Origin of the sequence: Maribacter sp. X9 (assembly GCF_048537565.1) — a bacterium.
Classification (GTDB): Bacteria; Bacteroidota; Bacteroidia; order Flavobacteriales; family Flavobacteriaceae; genus Maribacter.
Window position 1 is genome coordinate 2,133,725 of sequence record NZ_CP183215.1, and the last position, 17,002, is coordinate 2,150,726.

Below are 17,002 nucleotides of genomic sequence, written 5' to 3' on the forward strand. Positions count from 1 at the left end.
ATAAGTTTCCTAAAATTTAAAAACCCCGTTCATTAGAAGAACGGGGTTTTTTATGGTATGGATTTTTTAACTATGGTTTGGATGTTCCATCTTCATTTGATTTATCCCTACGCAACTGGCGCTGTATTTTTCGTATCGCAGATTCAATCGATTTCTCAGGTTCAATTATATTATATTCTCCCCAAAAATTCGGATCCGAGAATCCTATTGCCTCGTCTCCAAGAATAATGGAAGATTTTATTCTGTTTTTGGCCTTGGGGATACTATTCTCAGTATTTTTTTCCCAGTCTGTAATGGCCATTTCACAGTTCATGGTATATACAGAATTAAACAAGCGTTTATCCCAATCGATCTTAAACTCTAAAAGAACATTACTGTATCCATAATACCATTTTCCATCTTTCTCGCGATAATCTACGCGATAGGAAACTTCAGTGGGCCAAACCTCGGCGTTTCTAGGTTTTTTACGTACGAACATTTGCGAAGCCAATCTTCTGTCCGTTATATTTAAGGAGTAAATCGCACTGGTCAAAATTTTGTTTTCAGCATCGATGTATAACTTACCCGTATATAATGGATCGATAATTTCTGGTTTTTGATTGAAATTGACCACATAGATCAATTGATCGTTTACCCGTGTTGAACTATCAAAAGAGAAATCATAATATTCTAGGGTCTCAGGGGTGAAAATATAATCGGGATATTTTACCATATCCACAAAAAGTGTGTTGAAAGGTCCTCCTTGCAATTTTAGGGCAACGGTATCGAGTTTGCTGTAATCTGTACTTTTTCGGGCTTTGTAAAGTTCAAGGGCATCAACTCTATTGGATGAATAGGGGGTCTTATAAATATTTACTACCGCTTCGGATAAGCTGACGTTGGTTCTTCTCTTTTTTATGGTTTCTCTGTAAAAAGCGGTCATAACCGTATTTTCGTCCAAATAGTTGAGACCTCTCTTGTCCAAGGTTTCTTTGACCAATGTTTCGGCATCGTTGGGCACGCTTAAACGAACTTCCGAAAGTTCGACCGCAAACTCATCCATTATAATTTTAGCATCCTCTTTTTCTAATTGAGTTAAGGGAATTCGCTTGGTTTTGTAACCTAAGAAAGCGACAATGAGATTACTGTTCTTGTTTTCCGTAGGTACTTTTAAAGAAAATACACCTTCTGAATTAGTGATACTACTCACATTGGTTCCTTCTACGCTCAAAGTTGCAAATACCAATGGTTTCTTATTGTTGGAATCTATTACTTCACCGGTATATTCGATAAAATCGGCACTCTGTGCGCTAACGACATTGGTTCCTAAACCTGTGAGCACAGCGACCAATAGCAGTACATTAAGGCATTTTTGTTTGAAATTAGTGTTTTGTTCTTTTTTCATCACCTAATTATTTTTTAATTTAAGGTAATGATTTTAAGTGAATTATGATATATTATGAGGAATAATTATGATTTTCTCAGCCCTTGGCCCTTGGATGTGAAAAAGATTTGAAGTCGATTCACTTTTTGCTATCAAAAGTTTTGGTAGAGGTACTGACCAGTCTATTTATTTCAGCCAATTCTTCTGGAGTGAGATCACGCCATTTTCCAACAGGTATATCCAGATGCACGTTCATAATACGGATGCGCTTCAATTTTCGAACCCTATAATCTAAATACTCACACATTCGTCTAATCTGTCTATTAAGGCCTTGGGTCAAAATAATACGGAATTGATAGGTGCTCACCTCGAACACTTCACACTCGCGTGTTACCGTATCAAGAATGGGAATCCCCTTTCGCATTCGGTTCAAGAAATCAATGGTAATGGGTTTGTCAACAGTAACCAAGTATTCTTTTTCATGGTTATTTCGGGCGCGTAGAATTTTATTGACAATATCTCCATCATCGGTCAGGAAAATAAGTCCCTCACTGGGTTTATCCAACCGGCCTATGGGAAAGATTCGCTTAGGGTAATTGATGAAATCGATAATATTATCTTTTTCAACACCGGTATCTGTCGTACATACGATTCCTACAGGCTTGTTGAATGCCAAATAAACCGACTTGCCCTTGGGGTCTTTAATCACTTCACCATCGACTTTTACAACATCACCTTCTGAAATTTTAGTGCCCATTTCAGGGACAATACCATTAATGGTAACCCTGCCTTGTTCAATCAATTTATCAGCAGCCCTACGTGAGCAATATCCTGCTTCGCTAAGGTATTTGTTAATTCTAGTTTTGTTGGAATCGTTCTGCATAGTTTAATTCAATGCTATTCTTAATGTCTGTTCAATTCTTGCTGATAGAGTTCACGACCCAATTGCGCTAAAAAGGGTATTCCAATTTCATCATACTCGTATGCGTCGTCATTGAAAATACCATCTTTATTGACCAAAATAGTAGCGGTCAGCATGAAATCGATATTATTTTTAGTGTCCTTGATATAGGCACAGTCTGTCAAAGTACCATAAGCGAAACCCACTTTGTTGTAGATTTCAATATTTTCGGGAATATTTTCTTTGGTATCACCGTAGAGGTAAAATTTACAGTATCCATCATAAAAAGTTATTGGGTCATAACCTACTTTTCGCGGTACGGTATGCATAGCGTTCAGTAAATATTCCCGTTGGTCGTCACTAATATCAAAACGCTCCTCTTCCTTGAAATTTTCTGGAAATATAACTCTTTCCAAAAGCGCATGTTGTGTTGCAATCGGATAGTAATTTTTTAGTCCGAAATCAAAAGGTTTCTGAATAATAGAATCATTTTCATAAAAACCAACGCCCTTTTGAATACCTTTAAGTTTTAACTTTTTAGGTGAAGTGTTTATGGTAGGTTTTGTGATGCCCGTCGTAGAGTCGTTCAAATAAATTATAAGGGGCTTGGTGCTAAGTTCATCTGAATGGTAGCCTAATCGATGGGCGATACGAACAGGTTCGATCCCCTTTTTTCTAAGATTGCCGTTTATTGCATCTTGTCCTAACAGTTCAACTAATCTGTTATTGGCCAAATTGTCACTAACAGCAAAAATTTGGGTAATATCTTCTGCTACTGTGCTTTCAATGGAATCCCCTTCCACATAATACTTCGTATGCATAGATAAAGTATCTGTTCGGTTCAGCCGCTCCAAAGCCAATACAGCGGTAGGAAATTTGGCGGTGCTCGCTGGATAAAAATATAGGCTATCGTTTACCTGAAAATCATAATCTGTAAAAATAACACTGTCATTTCGCCTATCGATTTGGGTGTAGCGTATTTGTACTTCGTGTGCTTCTAAATTATCCATCACCCTTTTGATTTTCGGATCTTGAGATGATAAGGCTATTTCTAACGGATTCTTGTTCTGGTCGTCTCTGGTACACGAGATTATGAGGACGATACAAATGAAGAGCGTAATTTCTTTCATGTCGTTTCTTGAATTAAAGCATGTAGACTTCCCCACGGTGTGGTTTAAGTAAATCTCTCACCGTAATCATTTCTTTTTCTTCTACAACCATAAAAGCAATACTGTGCATGTCATTGATTTCTTTAAATCCCGTTATATTCAATGCGGTGTTCTCAACATTAATAAACTCCTTTAAATGTTTTACATGATGTTCAGCGGTTTTAAGTGCTGTGGGACCTCTAAAATCCCATATTAATTTTATTTTTCGGCTCAACAGTGCTGTATTATCTAGTTTATTGAAAAGTATGCAAATCTACCTAAAAAATAAGAGTCCCCTTGCTATTTCAAATCAGATTGATAATCCTAAACAAGACTATTTTTATTGAAAACGAGGTATTTATTATATATTGAACCATCTAAAATAGTGTTAAGTAATACTATAAGCATTTGCACACGATACCGTAATTGCTATTTTTGCTCGATGTTTTCTAAGGAACCAAAATTTACGGAAGTTAACCTGTATCGTCTTTTAGTTTTATGGACGGTCTTCTTGTTGTTGTTATCTTGCTCCGATCTTTTTAAAAAGGAGGTTAAAAAAAAACCAATAGCAAGGGTGGGTGATAGCTACCTATACCAAGAAGATTTGGCCCCGCTTATCACTGAGAATATGAGCAAAGGAGATAGTGCATCCTTTGCGGTTAATTATATTAATAATTGGGCCTCTGACCAGTTGTTGCTTTCTAGGGCGAAAATTAATCTTTCCGAGGATAAACTTGGGGAATATGATGCCCTTGTGGATGATTATCGCACCGATTTATATACGAGAGCCTATAAGGAAGCGTTAGTTTCGCAAGCGGCAGATTCATTGATTACCCAGAAACAACTTGAAACCTTTTACGAACAGGGAAAAGAAAATTTTAAACTTAAAGAACGTATCGCCAGATTGCGTTTTGTAGCCTTGCCCAAGAATTTTATGAATAAGGATGAGGTGGGTAAGCGTTTAAAGCGTTTTACCCCTGAAGATGTACGTTATTTGGATTCTATAGGAGTGCAATTCAATAAACTTAACTTTAACGATTCAATTTGGGTACGTTATGCCCGAATTTTCGAAGAAATTCCTCCGATAAACGTTGACAATGCCGATAAGTACTTAAAAAAATCCCAATTTTTTGAATTGGAGGATTCGATTGGGGTATATTTGGGTAAAATTGAAGAGATTAAGGATATAAATGAAATTGCCCCATTGTCATTTATTAAGCCTACCATAGAACAAGTTTTATTAAGCCGCAGAAAAATTGACTACCTGCGCAAACTAGAAACTGAATTATTAGATGAAGCAATCAAGGATAAAGAATTTGAAGTTTTCGAAAATAAAAAATAGTATTGTTATAGGTTCATTCATAATGATCTTTGTTGCTGTTAAGGCACAAGATTCCATTCCTAATGTTACTGATAACCAGGTCGAGCCAATGGAGGCTGTTGCAGATGCCACGTTGCCTGCCAAAGATTCCACTACAAATTTCAACCGCGTTAAGTTAGATGGTATCGCTGCCGTAGTTGGGGATTATGTAATATTGGATTCAGATATTGAAAAAACATTAATAGACCTTAGGAGCCAAGGGGCATCGACCGATGATATAACGCATTGTGGACTTTTGGGTAAATTAATGGAAGACCGTTTATATGCCCACCAAGCGGTGCAGGATAGTATTTTGGTCTCTGATGATGAGGTGAACGCAACCGGTGACCGGCAGTTGCAATCCTTGGTTCAGCAAATAGGATCAATGGAAAAGGTATTAAAGTATTACAAGAAGGAAGATGAGGCTTCCTTTAGGGAAGAGTTGTATAAAATCAATAAGCTACGAATGCTTTCTGAGCGTATGCAACAAGATATTATAAAGGATATTGAAATCACTCCAGAAGAAGTACGACAGTTCTTTACTAAAATTCCAGAGAATGAGCGACCTGTTTTTGGTGCAGAATTAGAAATCGCACAGATAACCAAAGAACCAAAACCGTCTGAAGAAGAGAAGCAAAAGGTTATAGATAAATTAAATCAAATAAAGGCCGATGTTGAAGATAACGATGCCAGTTTCAGTGTAAAAGCCATTTTATATTCTCAAGATCCTGGGTCGAAATCAAAAGGTGGATTCTATAGCATAACAAAAGATACCGGGTTTGACAAAAAATTTAAGGATGTTGCTTTTAGCTTAAAGGAAGGAGAGGTTTCTGAACCTTTTGAAACTCCGTTCGGATTTCACATTATTTTTATTGAAAAGATAAGGGGTCAAGAATTAGATTTGCGCCATATCTTGATCCAACCAGAAATATCCCAAGAAGTTTTAGATGAAGCCAAGGAGGAACTGGATACTATCCGTAAGAAAATAATTGATGGCGAATTTACCTTTGCTGAAGCGGCCTTAAATTTTTCTGATGAAAAGGAAACCAAGTTCGACGGTGGTCTTTTAAGGAATCCGGTAAATTTCGATTCCAAGTTCGAATTGACAAAAATGGACCCGACTTTGTATAATCAAGTTCAGAATTTAAAGGATAATGAAATTACCTATCCTGTTTTAGAGCAGGATCCCCGTGGTGGCGCTCCTAAATATAAAATCTTAAAGATTACCAATAGGTATGATGAGCATGTGGCCGACTTTTCAAAGGATTATACCAAAATTCAGGAATTGGCGTTAACCGAAAAGCAATATAAGACCATAAAAAAATGGATGGACGAACATATTGAAGATACCTATATAAGTGTCAATGATGACAATAAGGATTGTGACTTCGCTAACAATTGGATAAAGGAATAGAGGTATGTCAGACGTTGCCGCTATTGAACGCCTAGTTGAAAAACATGTTGCGCTTAAAAGAGAAATAGGGAAAATTATTGTAGGTCAAGAGGAGGTAATCGAGCAAATATTACTTTCCATTTATACCGGTGGTCACTCCTTGTTGATTGGCGTTCCGGGGTTGGCAAAGACCTTAATGGTGAACACCATCGCCCAAGCTTTGGGCCTTGATTTCAAGCGCATACAGTTTACACCTGATCTTATGCCAAGTGATATTCTTGGTAGTGAGGTCCTAGATCAGAATAGAAATTTCAAATTCATTAAAGGACCTATATTCTCCAATATCATTTTGGCAGATGAAATAAACAGGACGCCACCCAAAACCCAGGCAGCTCTTTTGGAGGCGATGCAAGAAAGGGCAGTGACCATAGCAGGTGTTCAGCACAAGTTGGAACTCCCTTATTTTGTTTTGGCCACCCAGAACCCTATCGAGCAAGAAGGTACTTATCCATTACCGGAAGCACAGTTAGACCGGTTTATGTTCGCAATAGAACTGAAATACCCATCTATTGCAGAGGAAATTCAAGTGGTTAAAAATACCACGGCAGATAAAAAACAAACCATCAACGCACTATTTAATGCCCAAGAAATTATAGCGGTGCAAGATCTGGTAAGAAGAATTCCCGTACCTGATAATGTTGTGGAATATGCGGTAAAGCTCGTAAATAGTACAAGGCCAAACTCGAATTCGGCTTCAGATTATGTGAAACAATATTTGGATTGGGGTGCAGGACCTCGCGCATCTCAGAACCTTATTTTGGCGGCGAAGGCCAATGCGGCAATACATGGTAAATTCTCTCCTGATATTGAAGATGTTCACGTTGTCGTAAACGGCATTCTGCGGCACAGGATCATTAAAAATTACAAGGCTGAAGCTGAAGGTATTTCAGAAGAAGATATTATAGGTAAATTACTGTAATTCTTAAAGTTACTACTTTAGTTATTGAAGTATCGTTGAGTAATGGTGCTCTTTCGCTTACTTGTGAATAGATATACTTTATACCGGCATTTAACAAAAAGCAATTAATCGTACTTATTTAATTTTAATTGCGTTATAGATTTTCTTAAATTTACCGAATTGCGTTAACTTAAAAATAAGATAAAGAATGGCATTTGATATTGATATGATTAAAGGGGTTTATGCCACTATGGCGGAACGTGTTGACAAGGCGAGAAGCATTGTTGGTAAACCACTGACCCTATCGGAGAAGATTTTATACTCACACTTATGGGATGGTACACCTTCCAAAGCATTTACTAGAGGAAAGGATTATGTTGATTTTGCTCCAGATCGTATCGCTTGCCAGGATGCCACGGCACAAATGGCCTTATTACAGTTTATGCAGGCAGGTAAGCCTCAAGTCGCTGTTCCTACTACCGTTCACTGTGATCACTTGATCCAGGCAAAAAACGGAGCTGCTGCAGATTTGAAATCTGCAAATTCTACCAGTGCCGAGGTATTTGACTTTCTAGAATCTGTTTCCAATAAATACGGAATCGGTTTCTGGAAACCAGGTGCAGGGATCATTCATCAAGTAGTACTGGAAAATTATGCATTCCCCGGTGGAATGATGATCGGTACAGATTCACATACCGTAAACGCAGGTGGATTAGGAATGGTCGCTATTGGAGTTGGTGGTGCTGATGCCGTTGATGTTATGGCCGGAATGGCTTGGGAGCTTAAATTTCCTAAATTGATCGGAGTTAGATTGACCGGTGAGATTTCTGGTTGGACCGCACCAAAAGATATTATTTTAAAAGTAGCCGAGATACTTACCGTTAAAGGAGGTACGGGTGCGATCGTTGAATATTTTGGACCTGGAGCGAAAGCACTTTCATGTACAGGTAAAGGTACCATTTGTAACATGGGAGCTGAAATAGGTGCGACCACATCGACCTTTGGTTATGATGAATCTATGGAGCGTTATTTAAGAGCGACCGATCGTTCCGATGTTGCAGACGCAGCGAATGAGGTGAAAGAATACTTAACTGCCGATGCTGATGTGTATGCAAATCCTGAAAACTATTTCGATGAAGTAATTGACATCGATCTTTCAAAATTAGGGCCTTTGTTGAACGGACCGTTTACACCAGACCTCTCTACCGAAGTCGGTAAAAATATGACCGAAAAGGCAACCAAGAACGATTGGCCTTTGCAAGTTGAATGGGGGCTAATCGGTTCATGTACAAACTCTTCTTATGAAGATTTGTCCAGAGCCTCTTCCATAGCACAACAAGCCTTGGATAAAGGATTAAAAATAAAAGCAGATTTAGGAATTAACCCGGGATCAGAACAAGTACGTTATACTGCAGAACGTGATGGTATTCTTGGAATATTCGAGAAGTTGGATGCCAAGATTTTCACAAATGCTTGCGGACCATGTATTGGACAATGGGCGCGTTATAATGATCCAAAGAATGCCCCTAAAAATAGCATCGTACATTCGTTCAATAGAAACTTTGCAAAGCGTGCAGATGGTAATCCAAACACACACGCGTTCGTTGCTTCTCCAGAAATTACGGCCGCTATAGCCATTGCTGGTAGATTGGATTTTAATCCCATGACCGATACGTTGATCAACGAAGATGGTCAAGAGGTCAAGTTCGATGAACCGACAGGATGGGAGCTTCCACCAAAAGGATTTGCAGTAGAGGATGCCGGATATCTGGCACCTAACGAAAATGGATCTTCCGTTGTGGTTAAAGTTGATGAGGATTCTGAACGGTTACAATTGTTAGAGCCTTTTGAACCTATTCAGGATAAAGATTTAAAAGAGGTCAAGTTATTGATTAAAGCGTTTGGTAAATGTACTACGGATCATATTTCAATGGCAGGTCCGTGGTTGCGTTTCAGGGGTCATTTGGACAATATTTCGAATAACTGCCTAATCGGTGCCGTCAACGCGTTCAATAAAAAGACCAATTTTGTGAAGAATCAGTTGACCGGTGAGTACGACGGAGTACCGGATACACAGAGGGCTTATAAAGCAAAAGGAATCAAATCAATAGTAGTAGGTGACCATAACTATGGTGAAGGTTCCTCTAGAGAGCATGCTGCTATGGAGCCACGTCACTTGGGTGTGGCCGCTGTTTTGGTAAAATCCTTTGCCCGTATTCATGAAACAAATCTTAAAAAACAAGGTATGTTAGGATTGACCTTCGCAAATGAGAATGATTATGATTTAATTCAAGAAGACGATACCTTTAGGTTTGTTGATATTGAGAATTTCGCTCCCGATGTTCCTTTAACGATTGAAATTATCCATAAAGATGGAAGTAAGGATACGATAAAAGCGAACCATACTTACAATGCCGCCCAGATAGGATGGTACCGAGAAGGTTCTGCACTTAACGTCATCAAAAGAGAGAACGCTGCATAATAGAAATTTAAAATAAATAAGGAAAACTCCTGATAATATTCAGGAGTTTTTTAGTTTTGAACCCTATCTAATTTCAATGAAAAGACAAACGGTTTTTACCTTAATGATTATTGCCTTTGTGCTTTCATTCTTTGTAACACCTTTAGGTGATTACAGCAAAATTCTTCTCAATAGATTCTTTGCCACCGCACCTACCATTATCAAACCTGAAAAAAGGGGAAAAATAACCGATTATGATTGGAAGCTAAAAGATGAAAATTGGAAGATTTTCAATTTTGAAGAAGCCAAAGGTAAGGTGGTCTTTATTACGTTCTGGACCTCTTGGCACATGCCTTCACAGGCGCAATTAAAAGATATTCAATATCTCTATGATACGTATGGTGATAAGGTGAAGTTCTATATTATAACCAACGAGGAAAGAGCACCTGTAGAACTTTTTATGGAAGATAAGGAATATACCTTTCCAGTTACTTACCAAATCATTGGGGAGCCAAGTCCGTTGACATTGTTGAAGTCCCCTGGGTCTTACGTAATTGATAAAAATGGTTTTATCGTTATCCATCAAAATGCAATTGCCGATTGGGACAATAGTAAAGTTGATAAACTTCTGAATCAATTGATTTCAGAATAAATAAGATGCCTCAAGTTACGACGATAACTTTTTTTAAGTACACTACGTTTCTTACCAAAATCTGGGCTTTTGGAATGATGCAATTTGCACATAGACCATTGTCTAAGGTTAAAGGACTACAAGACTATAAATTGATGGGAAGCGGCAAGAAGGGGTTCAATCCCTACCCGGACTGGACCGTTTATGCGCTGCTTCAAATTTGGGAAAACGAAGAAGTTGCCCATACCTTTTTTGAAAATTCTATCCTGATAAAGAAATACCTTCAGAAATCTGAAGAACGTTGTACCCTTTTTTTAAAAAACATCAAATCAAAAGGCGAGTGGTCTGGTAAGAATCCTTTTGTGAAAAGTGAGAACATTAATTCCGAGAATCGCTATATAGCTGTAATTACTAGGGCTACGATAAAGTTCAATCTTTTATATAAATTTTGGAAGTATGTACCGACTTCTCAAAAACCCTTAGAGCATAATGAGGGGTTGCTTTATACAAAAGGTGTTGGAGAAGTTCCTTTTTTACAAATGGCAACTTTTAGTCTGTGGAAGGATGAAGAATCTCTCTTACAATTTGCCTATGGCAGTAAGGAACATGCAACTGCAATTAAAAAAACAAAACAAATAAAATGGTACAGAGAGGAACTTTTCTCAAGATTTCAACCGTATAAATCTATCGGCGCTTGGAAGGCTATGGGGCAATTGCCATTTTAAACGTAAAAGAATAAAAAGAAGCAGAGTTGGGCCAAATACAAATTCAATGAAAAAGCTTGGCTCCCTTTGATATTGAAACTTTTGAGTACGACTTGAAAAATAATTCCCAAAAAAAACCAGGTCCAATAGTTTTCTAAGGATGGCATACCATTGACGAATTTCCAGAAATGGAAGGTCGGCGCACTTTTTTCCATAAAAAAGTCCAAAAGCACCATTAAACCCGCCCCACCTACAATTTTAATTCGATATGAAAAGTTTGTGTAGTCTAAAATGCTCGCAGTGATAAAGGTCAACAGCGCCCAGTAGGCCCCTATTAAATAGGGAACTCCATCTAATTTTTGTCCAAAATTATGACCATAGGTATATTCGCCGAACAAAATCTGATGGTTCACGCCAAGCCATTCTGCGAACATACCTCCAGCAAAAAAGAGGACAAGAGCGATTACTTTTTTTAAATGGTCAATAGGGTATACGAGCAGAAAAAGAAAAAAGGATAGTCCGAGATTGATAGGTGTTTTTTCAATGAACCAATCTAAATTTCCTAAAGAAATACCAATGATGGCCGAGATGTGGAATAGCCAAATTATACCAACACTTAACCAAACTTTATTTTTGGACAAGAAATTATTCATGGTCTTTAATTTTGGGAACAAGGTCTGCCACAATTTTTGCCGACAATAAGCATAAAGGAATACCGCCACCGGGGTGAACAGATCCGCCGCAGAAATATAAGTTCTTGATAGAACGTGAGAAATTGGGGTGTCTTAAAAATGCGGCAAATTGAGTATTGCTGGCAGCACCATAAAGGGCGCCCCGGTAAGAACTGGTATCGGTTTCAATTTGAACCGGATCAAGAATATGTTCTGTAGTGATAAGCGTATCTAGATCAATTTTAAGTATGCTATCTAATTTGGAAATGATATGCTTTTTGGCCTGTTGCTTTAAGGCTTCCCAATCCTGACCATAATTACCGGGGCAATTGATCATGACAAACCAGTTCTCATGACCCGTTGGAGCATCTGAAGGATTTTCTTTTGAGGTGATGTTGATATAAACCGTAGGATCTTCAAATACGGTTTTTTTATTGAAAATAGTATCGAATTCATTCTTATAATCTGCACTGAAAAAAATATTATGTAAATCCAATTCAGGAAATTCACGATCAATGCCCCAATAGAAGATAAGGGCCGAACTGGAACGTTCTTGAGACAATGTTTTTTCTGGAGCTTTTTGGTCTTTTAATAGGTACTTATAGGTAGGATAAACATCCATATTGGAGATTACAAAATCGGCCTCGTAGCTTTGTAAATTTGTAGTTATACCACTTGCTGTATGGTTTTTTATGGTTATTTCCTGTACATTTTCATTAAAATTAAATTGAACACCTTGGTCTAAGGCCAATTGATAGAGGCTCAGACTAATTTGATGCATTCCGCCTTCTGGAAAAAAGGTGCCGTACTCCATTTCCAAATGCGGTATCATAGACATGATTCCTGGGGTTTCGTAGGGTGAGGAACCATTGTAGGTGGCATACCTGTTGAATAGTTGCACAAGTTTAGGGTTTTTGAAATAGCTCTTATTCGTTTCATCCAAAGAACTGGTCACATCTAAAATTCCAATTTGTAGGATTGATTTTAAGGTTTGTACCGATAAATAGGTGCTTAGCTTATGAAGTGATTTTTCGAGAAATAAAGAAGCCGTTAAATCATATTTTTTTTTATTACGTTCAAGGTACTTTGAAATCTGTTCGATCGGTTCATTGAAACTTGTGGACGCATTTTGTATAAAATCATTTTTAGCAGCTGTGGCCGTAAAACGCTGACCATCATCCCAAAAATAATTGCAAATGGTTTTCTTTCTTTTATAGTTGAAATAACTCTTAGGATTTTTATCGAAAAGCTCGAAGAGCTCGATAACCAAATGGGGCATGGTGAAAAGCGACGGCCCTAAATCAAACCGATAACCTTTTTGAGTGATTGCATGTAGTTTTCCTCCGGGATAACTGTTTCTTTCAATAACAGTAACTTCATACCCTTTTTTATGAAGACGTAAAGCACTGGCTATGCCTGCAATGCCGGCACCGATTACCAGAGCTTTGGCCATATTTACTTTTTAAAGTATTTAAAAGGAACGAATAGCATTCCGAAGCATTCACCATCTCTTTTACCTAAATGTTTATGGTGCATTTTATGGGCTCTTCTAACGCCTCTCGCATACCAATGATTGGCACTTCTGAACAGTTTGAAACGTTGGTGAATGAAAATGTCGTGTACGAGGAAATAAGCTATGCCGTAGGCCAATATCCCAAAACCAAGGGGATACCCAAACCAAAATCCGTTCGCACCCGAGTAAAATAAGGACATGCTGACGATGGCATAAAAAATAAAAAAAGCATCGTTTCGCTCAAACCAAGAATCATGATCTTTATGGTGGTGATCTTTATGCAGGCTCCATAAAAAACCATGCATGATGTATTTGTGGGTGAACCATGCCATGAATTCCATAAAGGAAAATGTTCCTAAAAAAACCAATATCCAAAGTAGTATTTTCATTAGACTAGATTCATTTTATATTTAACATATGATCTCGCCAAGAGACTGAATTTTTGATAGTTCGGTACTCTTATACGGGCATTTTTTATTTCTAAGGATGGGGTGTTCTGTAATTTTTTCAGCAATTTGAAATAATACTTGTACGCGGTATAAACGCCAAACTTTGCTTCTGCGGGTAAGCCAAGAATGCCTTTGTAACCCAACGCGAAGTCGGCCTTTATTTCTTCTACAATTCTTGTTTTCGAAGCCTCATCCAACTCCTTTAAATTCGTGTTCGGAAAATAAGAGCGGTTCAAATCCTCAAAATCTGCCTTTACATCCCTTAAAAAATTCACTTTTTGAAAGGCCGAACCCAAAGCCATAGCAGACGCTTTCAATTCATTATACGCCTGCTCATTGCCTTTTACAAAAACCTTTAAGCACATTAGCCCAACTACGTCTGCCGATCCGTAGATGTATTCTTTATATTCTGCATCGGTACGATAAATGTTTTTGGTTAAGTCCATTCGCATGCTCTTCATAAAGGAATCTACCAAGTGTTTCGGAATTCCGTAGGTGTGATAGGTATGCTGAAATGAATTTAAAATAGGGTTTAGACTAATCCTATCTTTTAGTGAGGCTTCCAATTCCGCTTCAAATTTATTAAAAAGAACCTCTTTCTCGTAATCATGAAAGGTATCTACAATTTCATCGGCAAAGCGTACAAATCCATATATGTTATAAATATGGCTGCGTATCGATGAATGTAACATCTTTGTAGCCAGGGCAAAAGAAGTACTGTACCGTTCGGTAACGATTTTACTACATTGGTACGACACTTGATCAAAAGTTCCTTTCATGCGCTAAACTAATTATCTTTTATAATTAATTCTGACACCAATTTACCAGAGATTAGAGAAGGTGGAACCCCAGGTCCAGGTACAGTCAGTTGTCCTGTGAAATATAAATCCTTTACTTTTTTACTTCTTAGATTAGGTCTTAAAAATGCGGTTTGCGTTAAAATGTTGGCCATGCCATAAGCATTTCCTTTATAGGAATTATAGCGGTCTATAAAGTCATTAACGCAGAAAGTTTCCTTGAATATAATATTATTTCTAATGTTTTGACCGGTTCTTTTCTCAAATCTATTCAGGATGATTTCAAAATATTGGGCCCTAAGTTTCTCGGTATCTTCAAGACCTGGAGCAATAGGAACCAGAAAAAAACCATTTTCATATCCATTCGGAGCCATACTACTATCTGTTACAGACGGGAAATTGGCATAGAACAATGGGTTGGTCGGCCATTTAGGATCATCATATATTTCTTTGGCATGAAGTTCAAAATCAGTATCAAAGAAAAGATTGTGGTGCTCGATATGCTTGAGTTTGGTGTCAAAACCCACATAAAATAATAATGAAGAAGGAGCGAAAATTCTACTTTCCCAATAACTAGCTGGGTACTGTCTATGAATTTTATCCAATAACGATTCAGAATGATGGTAATCTGCACCACTTACTACGATGTCTGCTTTGAATGTTCGATCCTTGCAGGAAACACCAACAGCCTTTCCATTTTCAACCAGTATTTTTTCTATGGGTTTTGATGTATGAACGGTAACCCCCAATTCAAGAGCGAGGCTGTGCATGGCCTTAATGATTTCATACATACCCCCTTTAGGATGCCATGTTCCAAGACCAAAATCGGCAAAATTCATAAAGCTGTAGAATGATGGCGTATTGCTTGCCTTGGCACCTAAGAACAAAACTGGAAATTCTAAGGTTGAGATCAACTTTGGATTTTTAAACCGTTTCCGAACCTGTGAGCTTATGGTCTTAAAAAACTGGTCAACCTTAAAGATAGTTTCTTTAGTCACCAACTCGAAAGGGGAAATACCAGGGCGCAATACGATTTTATTAATGGCTATTTCGTAATTTTCTTGGGCCTCTTCAATGAATTTTTTAAGCTCATTAGAGCTTCCAGGTTCTAGGCGTTCAAATTCTTCACATATTTTTTCCATTGAATCTCCAATGGTAATAATATCGTCAGAAAAGAAAATTTTATAGGCAGGACTGAGCTTATCAAGCTCGTAATAATCGGAAGTTTTCTTATTGAAATCTGCAAAAAATTTATCGAAAATATCTGGCATCCAATACCAGCTTGGTCCCATATCAAAGGTAAACCCCTGCTTTATAAACTGCGATGCACGCCCACCTACGCTCTCATTTTTTTCGTAAACGGAAACATTCCATCCATCTTTTGCCAAGTAACAGGCTGCTGACAATGACGCAAAACCTGATCCAATGACGATGCAATTATTTTCCATTAATGATTTATACTTATAATTTACTTACCAAGCTATCTATCGATGAGAAGGTTCTACAGAATTTCGGTCGTGTTTCGTCATTAATATATTGTGTCTGTCTTCCCAATAACCATAAATTAGGATTTTCATAGTTAGCCACTAACTTGTTAAAGTCCTCTAGATATTTGTTTACATGATCTTTTTGAGGGAAAACGGTGAAGTAGGAGAGGAAATAAATATCATCGAAGTATTTCATCACATCCTCTAAATTTTCCATAGGTATGGTTGGCCCTAAATAAATACACTTATATCCTTTCAGTAAAATTTCGTAATTAATATATAGAAGTCCGATTTCATGAATCTCATTTTCGGGCAGGAACGCCACGAAAACTTTATCTTTTTTCGTGGGATTTAAGTGTTGTAATTTTTCTGTATTGAGTAGTATTTTTTGTTTAATCAAACTCGTAATAAAATGCTCATGTGCTGGGCTTATGGTATCTGTTTGCCATAAAAGGCCCAATTCGTTCAATAAAGGAATAAAGGTTTCCTTGAATATTTCCCTAAAGGAATTTTCTCCCAATAAAGCATTATAGGTATTAAAGAACATGGTTTGGTCAAAGTTGACCATGGCAAGTTTAAAGGCGTTTATTGCTTGACTCTTGTGGCTATTTTTGGCGACGATTTCACGAACAACATAGGGAATGTCGTTATCGGGTATTTTTGCAATCTTTGAAATCTTATGTCCATTATTGTACAGCAACGTAACGTTAAGTAACTTTTGTAAACTGGTAAGGCTATAGGTTCTTATATTAGTATCGGTTCTTTCTGGAGATAAAAGGTTATATCTTTTTTCCCAAATACGAATGGTATGCGCTTTAATGCCCGAGAGATTTTCCAAATCTCGTATACTGAATTGCTTTTTTACATTGTTCATGTTTTCTAAAAAAGAATTAAACAAATCTACAATTATTTACTAAAGGTAGGACTACTTGGAAGTTAAAATTATTTACTTGTTGGCTAAAATTATTAAAATAAAAAAAGGTTAGATGCTTAAATCTAACCTTTTTGTGCCCACGACTAGATTCGAACTAGCACGTCCTTGCGAACACTACCCCCTCAAGGTAGCGTGTCTACCAATTTCACCACGTGGGCATATTCGAACAACAAAGGCGCAAATATAGAAACCTATCGGTCAATTTAAAATATATTGACCATAATTAATGTTC

General features: G+C 37.5%; 16 protein-coding genes and 1 tRNA gene. 6 read left to right on the plus strand and 11 right to left on the minus strand.

Annotated features, from left to right (window positions below):
• Window positions 1-70: 70 nt before the first annotated feature.
• From ACNR9Q_RS09140 to ACNR9Q_RS09155, 4 genes are all read right to left on the minus strand, one after another.
• Window positions 71-1,384, minus strand: a complete 1,314-nt coding sequence (locus ACNR9Q_RS09140) for a carboxypeptidase-like regulatory domain-containing protein (RefSeq protein WP_419210915.1) — start codon at window positions 1,382-1,384, stop codon at window positions 71-73.
• Between the two features lie 118 nt (window positions 1,385-1,502).
• A complete protein-coding gene (gene rluF / locus ACNR9Q_RS09145; protein WP_419210916.1) occupies window positions 1,503-2,246 on the minus strand; it encodes a 23S rRNA pseudouridine(2604) synthase RluF in 744 nt (247 codons plus the stop codon).
• 20 nt (window positions 2,247-2,266) lie between these two features.
• Window positions 2,267-3,394, minus strand: coding sequence for a serine hydrolase (locus ACNR9Q_RS09150; RefSeq protein ID WP_419210917.1), 1,128 nt, complete (start codon window positions 3,392-3,394; stop codon window positions 2,267-2,269).
• A 13-nt stretch (window positions 3,395-3,407) separates the two neighbouring features.
• A complete protein-coding gene (locus ACNR9Q_RS09155) occupies window positions 3,408-3,647 on the minus strand; it encodes a hypothetical protein (RefSeq protein ID WP_419210918.1) in 240 nt (79 codons plus the stop codon).
• Window positions 3,648-3,854: 207 nt separating this feature from the next.
• On the opposite strand from ACNR9Q_RS09155, the gene ACNR9Q_RS09160 reads away from it, so the two are divergent.
• The 6 genes from ACNR9Q_RS09160 (at window position 3,855) to ACNR9Q_RS09185 (ending at window position 10,940) form a co-directional block, all read left to right on the plus strand.
• Complete coding sequence (locus ACNR9Q_RS09160; RefSeq protein WP_419210919.1) at window positions 3,855-4,754, plus strand: peptidyl-prolyl cis-trans isomerase; 900 nt, start codon at window positions 3,855-3,857, stop codon at window positions 4,752-4,754.
• Between the two features lie 22 nt (window positions 4,755-4,776).
• Window positions 4,777-6,186 carry a peptidylprolyl isomerase gene (locus ACNR9Q_RS09165; RefSeq protein ID WP_419210920.1) on the plus strand — a complete coding sequence of 470 codons (1,410 nt, stop codon included), beginning with the start codon at window positions 4,777-4,779 and terminating at the stop codon, window positions 6,184-6,186.
• A gap of 4 nt (window positions 6,187-6,190) precedes the next feature.
• Window positions 6,191-7,144 (plus strand): AAA family ATPase, encoded by a 954-nt coding sequence (locus ACNR9Q_RS09170; RefSeq protein ID WP_419210921.1) that lies wholly within the window; start codon window positions 6,191-6,193, stop codon window positions 7,142-7,144.
• A 187-nt stretch (window positions 7,145-7,331) separates the two neighbouring features.
• Window positions 7,332-9,605 (plus strand): aconitate hydratase, encoded by a 2,274-nt coding sequence (locus ACNR9Q_RS09175; RefSeq protein WP_419210922.1) that lies wholly within the window; start codon window positions 7,332-7,334, stop codon window positions 9,603-9,605.
• Window positions 9,606-9,681: 76 nt separating this feature from the next.
• Window positions 9,682-10,236, plus strand: a complete 555-nt coding sequence (locus tag ACNR9Q_RS09180) for a TlpA family protein disulfide reductase (RefSeq protein ID WP_419210923.1) — start codon at window positions 9,682-9,684, stop codon at window positions 10,234-10,236.
• A 74-nt stretch (window positions 10,237-10,310) separates the two neighbouring features.
• Complete coding sequence (locus tag ACNR9Q_RS09185; protein ID WP_419210924.1) at window positions 10,311-10,940, plus strand: DUF3291 domain-containing protein; 630 nt, start codon at window positions 10,311-10,313, stop codon at window positions 10,938-10,940.
• On the opposite strand, the gene ACNR9Q_RS09190 is transcribed toward ACNR9Q_RS09185, so the two are convergent.
• From ACNR9Q_RS09190 to ACNR9Q_RS09220, 7 genes are all read right to left on the minus strand, one after another.
• Complete coding sequence (locus ACNR9Q_RS09190; protein WP_419210925.1) at window positions 10,937-11,572, minus strand: carotenoid biosynthesis protein; 636 nt, start codon at window positions 11,570-11,572, stop codon at window positions 10,937-10,939. The two genes, ACNR9Q_RS09185 and ACNR9Q_RS09190, sit on opposite strands and share 4 nt — an antisense overlap.
• Window positions 11,565-13,043, minus strand: a complete 1,479-nt coding sequence (gene crtD, locus ACNR9Q_RS09195; protein WP_419210926.1) for a 1-hydroxycarotenoid 3,4-desaturase CrtD — start codon at window positions 13,041-13,043, stop codon at window positions 11,565-11,567. Before crtD ends, ACNR9Q_RS09190 begins: the two co-directional genes overlap by 8 nt.
• Before the next feature lie 2 nt (window positions 13,044-13,045).
• A complete protein-coding gene (locus ACNR9Q_RS09200) occupies window positions 13,046-13,492 on the minus strand; it encodes a beta-carotene hydroxylase (RefSeq protein WP_419210927.1) in 447 nt (148 codons plus the stop codon).
• On the minus strand, window positions 13,492-14,331 hold the full coding sequence (locus ACNR9Q_RS09205; protein WP_419210928.1) for a phytoene/squalene synthase family protein: 840 nt from the start codon (window positions 14,329-14,331) through the stop codon (window positions 13,492-13,494). Before ACNR9Q_RS09205 ends, ACNR9Q_RS09200 begins: the two co-directional genes overlap by 1 nt.
• An 8-nt stretch (window positions 14,332-14,339) precedes the next feature.
• Window positions 14,340-15,797: a phytoene desaturase family protein gene (locus ACNR9Q_RS09210; RefSeq protein ID WP_419210929.1), complete on the minus strand. Its 1,458-nt coding sequence runs from the start codon at window positions 15,795-15,797 to the stop codon at window positions 14,340-14,342.
• A gap of 13 nt (window positions 15,798-15,810) precedes the next feature.
• Entirely contained in the window at window positions 15,811-16,710 is a 900-nt protein-coding gene (locus ACNR9Q_RS09215) for a MerR family transcriptional regulator (protein WP_419210930.1), read from the minus strand.
• 134 nt (window positions 16,711-16,844) lie between these two features.
• Window positions 16,845-16,928: transfer RNA gene (locus tag ACNR9Q_RS09220), tRNA-Leu, on the minus strand.
• Window positions 16,929-17,002 lie beyond the last annotated feature (74 nt).

What these genes read in the sequence shown, in the direction of transcription:
- ACNR9Q_RS09140 (WP_419210915.1), bottom strand. Translation starts at nt 1,384, where the DNA reads ATGAAAAAAGAACAAAACACTAATTTCAAACAAAAATGCCTTAATGTA.
- ACNR9Q_RS09190 (WP_419210925.1), bottom strand. Translation starts at nt 11,572, where the DNA reads ATGAATAATTTCTTGTCCAAAAATAAAGTTTGGTTAAGTGTTGGTATA.
- ACNR9Q_RS09170 (WP_419210921.1), top strand. Translation starts at nt 6,191, where the DNA reads ATGTCAGACGTTGCCGCTATTGAACGCCTAGTTGAAAAACATGTTGCG.
- ACNR9Q_RS09205 (WP_419210928.1), bottom strand. Translation starts at nt 14,331, where the DNA reads ATGAAAGGAACTTTTGATCAAGTGTCGTACCAATGTAGTAAAATCGTT.
- ACNR9Q_RS09185 (WP_419210924.1), top strand. Translation starts at nt 10,311, where the DNA reads ATGATGCAATTTGCACATAGACCATTGTCTAAGGTTAAAGGACTACAA.
- rluF (WP_419210916.1), bottom strand. Translation starts at nt 2,246, where the DNA reads ATGCAGAACGATTCCAACAAAACTAGAATTAACAAATACCTTAGCGAA.
- ACNR9Q_RS09200 (WP_419210927.1), bottom strand. Translation starts at nt 13,492, where the DNA reads ATGAAAATACTACTTTGGATATTGGTTTTTTTAGGAACATTTTCCTTT.
- ACNR9Q_RS09175 (WP_419210922.1), top strand. Translation starts at nt 7,332, where the DNA reads ATGGCATTTGATATTGATATGATTAAAGGGGTTTATGCCACTATGGCG.
- ACNR9Q_RS09210 (WP_419210929.1), bottom strand. Translation starts at nt 15,797, where the DNA reads ATGGAAAATAATTGCATCGTCATTGGATCAGGTTTTGCGTCATTGTCA.
- ACNR9Q_RS09215 (WP_419210930.1), bottom strand. Translation starts at nt 16,710, where the DNA reads ATGAACAATGTAAAAAAGCAATTCAGTATACGAGATTTGGAAAATCTC.
- ACNR9Q_RS09160 (WP_419210919.1), top strand. Translation starts at nt 3,855, where the DNA reads ATGTTTTCTAAGGAACCAAAATTTACGGAAGTTAACCTGTATCGTCTT.
- crtD (WP_419210926.1), bottom strand. Translation starts at nt 13,043, where the DNA reads ATGGCCAAAGCTCTGGTAATCGGTGCCGGCATTGCAGGCATAGCCAGT.
- ACNR9Q_RS09180 (WP_419210923.1), top strand. Translation starts at nt 9,682, where the DNA reads ATGAAAAGACAAACGGTTTTTACCTTAATGATTATTGCCTTTGTGCTT.
- ACNR9Q_RS09150 (WP_419210917.1), bottom strand. Translation starts at nt 3,394, where the DNA reads ATGAAAGAAATTACGCTCTTCATTTGTATCGTCCTCATAATCTCGTGT.
- ACNR9Q_RS09165 (WP_419210920.1), top strand. Translation starts at nt 4,777, where the DNA reads ATGATCTTTGTTGCTGTTAAGGCACAAGATTCCATTCCTAATGTTACT.